This window comes from Paraburkholderia podalyriae, assembly GCF_014397785.1.
Lineage (GTDB): Bacteria > Pseudomonadota > Gammaproteobacteria > Burkholderiales > Burkholderiaceae > Paraburkholderia > Paraburkholderia podalyriae.
On sequence record NZ_VZQQ01000192.1, the window covers coordinates 1 to 2,266 of the forward strand.

Consider the following 2,266-nt stretch of genomic DNA (forward strand, 5'->3'; position numbering starts at 1 on the left):
GTTGCGCCTTCGTGATGTGTTGGGCTGTGATTTGACCTTCGGCTCGTCGCAGTCGACAAGCGGCAATCCGCACCGGGACAGGTTTCCTCAATTCCCAGTGGGTACGCGTTTTGACACAGTCTGGGCCACAAACGGTCCTACGCAGTCGGTTCGCGAACGTCCGCTGATAAGGGACGAGTCGCCCTTCGGCGAGGCGACGGCGGCCGGTAACTCGTCGGCCAAGCCGGCTTCATTCTCAAAGCGCTGCGCGCGGCGGCTCCGATGTCAATGGCCCGCCTAGCCGTCCGCGCCAGAGGAGCGGTTTAGCCCAAAGAATTTATAGCGAAGCAGAAGCGGATTTCGTGCTGCGCCTCCGACCATCCATGTGTGCCGCGCCGGCTTCGCTAATCATCCTCTGCCTTATCCTATATCTGAGAAGCGGACGACATCGAGGGCCCCTCGCATACTCGCGGACCCCGCTCAAAAAAAAGCCCGTCCAAACGGACGGGCCAAAATATTTCCTCGGGGCAAGTCGCGTGGGCGCAAGTATCAGCGGCCTCTCGCTTCGCCTTTACTGGACCATAAACACCTTTTTGTCTGGACCCGCGACGACAGTCCCGACACGTCTGGAGGCATCCATTCTGAATCGAGCGGGGCTCAGATGAATCTGTGCAGAGGTTAATTCGCTGGCGCGACCGGTTCCGCTTGAGGGCTCCTTAGAACCGCCTGCGCATCCCCACCGTCGCCACCACCTGATTGGCGGTCGAGGATGCACCGCCTGCGGTGTTGATGAATGCGACGAACTGGTTGCCGATCGCGTGCTGGTACATTGCTTCCGCGTAGACATCGGTGCGCTTTGTCAGCGAGTACACCGCCTGGGCATTGACCTGATTCCACTTCGGATCAGCGCCGTACGTCGTCGTGCCGTTCAGGTGAGCGTCGGTGTAGGTGTCGGTAATACCGAGACTGACGGCCCGTGTCAGTGCATATTTCGCGTTCAGTTCGTAGTTATCGAAACGCATCGAGCCATTGTTTAGGCCAAACGAATTGGTGCCCTGGAAATGGCTGTTCGTATAGACGAAGCCGACCACCGCCGGACCGAAGGAGTAGTTCAGGCCTGCGCCGAACGTGCGCTGGACGTTCGACCCGAGCGCGAAGCCGCCAGTGCCGTTCGCGGTCGATTCCTTGAGGTCCACGGCGCCAGGTGCGGTGTTGTCAGTGCCGGCGGACGAGCCGTTGATCTGCAGGTAGCCCGCGGCGACATTCAACGGACCATGGCTATAGCTTACGCCGGCGCTGTAAGCACGGTTAACGGCGAAACTTGTGCTGTTCGAAAACGCGTAGATGCCGCCGAACTTCAGCCCCGCGTAGTTGTTGCTCATGTACTTGACGGCATTGCTGAAGCGCAACGAATGGTTCAGGTTGTCGTTGTCGAACGGGTGAGCAAAACCCGTGTCGCCGAACGTACCGGCCGTACCGGACAGAGGAGCCACGAAGTCGACCAGCGAGTCGTATTGACGACCCACCGTCACCGTGCCGAACTGGCTGCTGCTCAGGCCAACATAGGCCTGACGACCAAACATCCGGCTGTCCTGGCCGAGCTTGCCGTTTTGCACGTTGAAACCATTCTCGAGCACGAAAATCGCCTTCAGGCCGCCACCGAGTTCCTCTGCGCCACGCAGGCCGAACCGGCTGCCATTGATGTTGCCACTCGTTGCCTGAATCAGGGCGCCCTGCCCCTTGAAGTTGTTGGTATACATCAGGCCGGCGTCAATCAGGCCATAAAGCGTGACCGAACTCTGTGCGTGGGCGGCCGATGCGGCAAGTGCTGCGGAGATGGCGACAGCGACGGGTATCTTTTTCAGAGACTTCATTAACAGCTCCAGCGTGTAGGATGGAAAAACACCGCCGCGAGTATAAGAGTGCAGATGAAGATCTCGCGCTTGGGGCGGCGCAAGGTTCTGTTCCACATTACTGGGATAACCGTCACAAACTTGCAACGATTCAGGCGTGATACCGGTGGCTAGCGCAGTAATGCCGATTCCCGATTCTTGAACGGGTGTTTACGTTGCATTCAAGCAACGCCATGGCATCGCGTTGACCAGGCGTTTCTCTCGGTCAACGTGTAAGCGCTGATGCACAGAGGGCTGGCCGGCGGCCGGGGGTGTCCCGAATTTTGTGTAAACAGGTTTTGATTTAATGGGGCATCAGCCGGTCTTCAAACTGGATAGTGAAGCGGTTCAGGGCTGCTTTCCAGTCCCGGATCGGCATCGACCACTTCCTGCTG

1 protein-coding gene is annotated in these 2,266 nt (G+C 58.6%); it reads right to left on the minus strand.

What is annotated here, in order from left to right; all coding sequences use genetic code 11:
- Positions 1-695: 695 nt before the first annotated feature.
- The gene (locus tag F6X42_RS42375) at positions 696-1,844 is read right to left on the minus strand and encodes a porin (protein WP_376776534.1); all 1,149 of its coding nucleotides are present in this window, start codon (positions 1,842-1,844) and stop codon (positions 696-698) included.
- Positions 1,845-2,266 lie beyond the last annotated feature (422 nt).